Genomic DNA, 3,206 nt, shown 5'->3' on the forward strand with positions numbered 1-3,206 from the left:
TTCTACAAGACCATCATGAGCAGGCTTGACACCAAGGCTTTTGGGCTCAAGAAAACGAGTCGCATAAAGGCTTTTGTCTTCAGATTCATCTCCGTACCTGCCAAGTGGATCATGACTGCAAGGCAATCTGTACTCAACATCTACACATGCAATGATGCCTACGAGAAACCGTTTAAGACGGACTTTGGATGACAACATTCGCTTTATGGGCTGTAACTGCGTATTACCTCAAGTCGCATTATGGGGTAAGGGGATGCTGGGCGGAATAAAGAGGATTTTTTTAAAATTATAGCAGAAGTCGGATAGAATCAAATGTTTAATTATGAATTGAGAGCCACTTGAAGTCTGTTGCGGATTTGAGGATTAAGTTTTTTATCATATTAAGATACGATTTTAAGTCCGATAATTGATGATATCAATGTGAAGATGAAGAACAAACGCCAAAAGGTTGATGGTTCGTGGAAAAAGATGATTCCCACCAAAACAGTTCCAACAGCCCCTATGCCAGTCCATACGGCATAGGCTGTGCCTATCGGCAGTGTCTGAGTGACTCTTGCCAACAATCCCATGCTCATAATTGTGAACACGAGGAATCCGGCAATCCAGCCCCACCATGCAAGGCCTTCAACGGATTTTGCCCTTCCGAGGCTGTAAGTAAATCCGACTTCGCAGAAGCCGGCTATAATTAGTATAATCCAATTCATAAATGATTCAAAGCCTGTTCGAGGGCTGCAAGAATTCTCGGCGACTCCTTCTAAGGCGCTGCAAATTTACAAAAAAATAGTGAGATTCAGGTGCTTTTTTCAAGAAAATAACATAAGAACACTATTACTTGTCTTGACAAGTCCCATTAGGAAATGTTTATTGTCCGCTCTATACCCACGTCATGAATAAATTGTTCATCGTGACTGACCACAAGAAGTGTTCCTTTATAGTTCTTCAATGTTGTAGCCAGTATGTCCATACTTGCAATGTCAATATTATTGGTTGGCTCGTCTGCGATAATCATATCTGGAGCATTGTCACAGACAATCAGGTGACATAAGGCAAGTTTCATTTTCTCCCCACCACTAAGATTTCCACATTTCTTATCCCACGTAGAAGATGTAAACAAAAAACGGTTCAACAGCATCTTAAGTTCGTGTTCCGGTCTCTTGGAGCCACAAGCCTCCAACTGACCGTAAACCGTCAGTTCATTATCAATGCATGAGTATTCTTGGTCAAGATGCAGTATGTTCAGTGTTTCATTGCGAAACATCTCACCACTTGTAGGCTGCAATGCGCCTGTTATCAGTTTGAGTAAGGTGCTTTTGCCACAGCCGTTATTTCCTTGAATTCGAATGCGTTCACCACTGAATATGGATAAATTCAAAGGAGCTTGCAACCACATCGTATTCCGTCCCGCATATTTGAAGGAAACATTTTTCGCTTCTACGAGCAATTTTCTACTGGCTAAAAGAGCATTGCCAATGTCAATTTTTATATTCATACATTCATTGATGGACGATCGCATTTCATGTATCTCTTGTCTCATTGCCTCCATCTTTTCTTGTTGCACTTTATTCAGTCGTGCAGTGGTTGCTTCCGATTTGTCACGCAACAACCCCATGGAAATGCGTGCCACACATTTCTTTGCGCTCTGCTTTTCCCCTCTTGAAGCGTGTTTCTGTTGACGTTCCATGGTTTTGCGGGCAGACTTCTCGGCTTTTGCAAGTTCTTTCTGTTGATTTTCCAGTTGTATCACTCTCGCCTCAATTTCCGCATCGACGGTTTTCCGATACTCATCATAATTCATTGGATAGAACCGCATGCCAGTCGGAGACATTTCATAAATCACGGAAAGCATATTTAATAATGTTCTGTCGTGGCTGACAATGATAGTCGCGTGGTTTGTATGGGCAATGTATTTATATAACAAAGTCCTGCCAGTCGTATCAAGATGATTTGTAGGTTCATCCATCAAGATAACGGAAGGATTGTAAATATCCAGTCCTGCAAGAAACACTTTTGTTTTCTCGCCACCGCTGAGGTCTTCCATAAGCATGTCTGTAGTAATATGACCTATTTGCCATCGTGAAAAGGCCTCAATCACACGTTCCTGAATGTCCCATTCGTCGTTAAGCAATTCGTATTCTTTCTCTGTACCATGACCATTTAAAATAATTGACAAGGCATTTAACTTGTCTGCCAGCCCTAATGCTTCCGCAACACTCATACCATTGAATTGCCCGAAATGCTGTGGTATCATGTATAGTATGCCATCACACGAGACATTTCCTGTCGCAGGACAAAGTTTTCCTGCTATGATTTTCAAAAGTGTAGATTTTCCTACACCGTTATTACCAATAATAGCACATATCTCCCCTGATGAAATGCTGAAGTTGATGTTTTGAAATAAGATGTCTTTGTTAGGGTGTATATATGATAAACCTTGAATCTGTAAGCTCATAATTATTCACAATCATTAAAATGTTAGACAATAAGGGAATAAAGCATAAGTTATACACTGGGCATTATTAATTCTGCCCATCCAGCAATTAGTATTTTGTGTATAACTGTTCTTTTTTACATGATTGCGAATAATTAATTAGGCTGCAAAGGTACTACTTCTATATGAGAAAAGAGAACGAATCGCAAGTTTTTATGTTTTTTTAGGAAAAAAGCTACTGTGCTTCTCATCAGGCTTAATTCTGACTTGGTGCCTTGACAAGCAATGAAAAGGGAGGAAAAATGCCTTGTTGCAGAATTATTTTTTCCCAGTTAGAAAAATATTTTTTTCCAGTTGGGCATGAAAATTTTTCTAACTGGGAAAATTCGGAAACGTAACTATGGGTTTTGAGCGGGCAGGTAGATGTTAATATTGTAAATAGTTTTTCTTGCGATATCCGTTGTCCGTAAGTTTATCCATCCACGCCCTTATATATAGGCGTGGATGGATAAACGTGGACGGATGAGATGAAATGGATGTAAAGTCTTGATTTTTTACCGATGTCATTGCTCAGAAGAATATTATTTTTATCGTTTTAAGTTTTTTTAGTATGACCTTAATTCCGCAACACTACAGTTTAACATTATTTACAAGTTCCTGAGCAACAATAAGTTGCCTAGGATTTTGCCGTGTCAGATTTTTCACTTATCTTAGTGTTGCAATTAGAAAACAAGCGAAAATCGTAACAAGGCGCTGCAAAGGAACAAATAAAATTCGA

The 3,206-nt window shown here is 39.6% G+C and carries 2 protein-coding genes and 1 pseudogene; 1 reads left to right on the plus strand and 2 read right to left on the minus strand.

Annotated features, from left to right (window positions below; all coding sequences use genetic code 11):
* Positions 1–192 (plus strand): annotated as a pseudogene (locus tag CIK94_RS02600) (IS1380 family transposase); the annotation flags it as partial.
* A 188-nt stretch (positions 193–380) separates the two neighbouring features.
* Here the strand turns inward: CIK94_RS02600 and CIK94_RS02605 are convergent.
* Positions 381–704, minus strand: a complete 324-nt coding sequence (locus CIK94_RS02605) for a multidrug efflux SMR transporter (RefSeq protein ID WP_094421159.1) — start codon at positions 702–704, stop codon at positions 381–383.
* 146 nt (positions 705–850) lie between these two features.
* Positions 851–2,449 carry an ABC-F family ATP-binding cassette domain-containing protein gene (locus CIK94_RS02610; protein WP_094421161.1) on the minus strand — a complete coding sequence of 533 codons (1,599 nt, stop codon included), beginning with the start codon at positions 2,447–2,449 and terminating at the stop codon, positions 851–853.
* Positions 2,450–3,206 lie beyond the last annotated feature (757 nt).

Origin of the sequence: Prevotella sp. P4-51 (assembly GCF_002251455.1) — a bacterium.
In the GTDB taxonomy this organism is placed as follows: Bacteria; Bacteroidota; Bacteroidia; order Bacteroidales; family Bacteroidaceae; genus Prevotella.

Coding starts and splice junctions, on each gene's coding strand:
- CIK94_RS02610 (WP_094421161.1), bottom strand. CDS start 2,449: ATGAGCTTACAGATTCAAGGTTTATCATATATACACCCTAACAAAGAC.
- CIK94_RS02605 (WP_094421159.1), bottom strand. CDS start 704: ATGAATTGGATTATACTAATTATAGCCGGCTTCTGCGAAGTCGGATTT.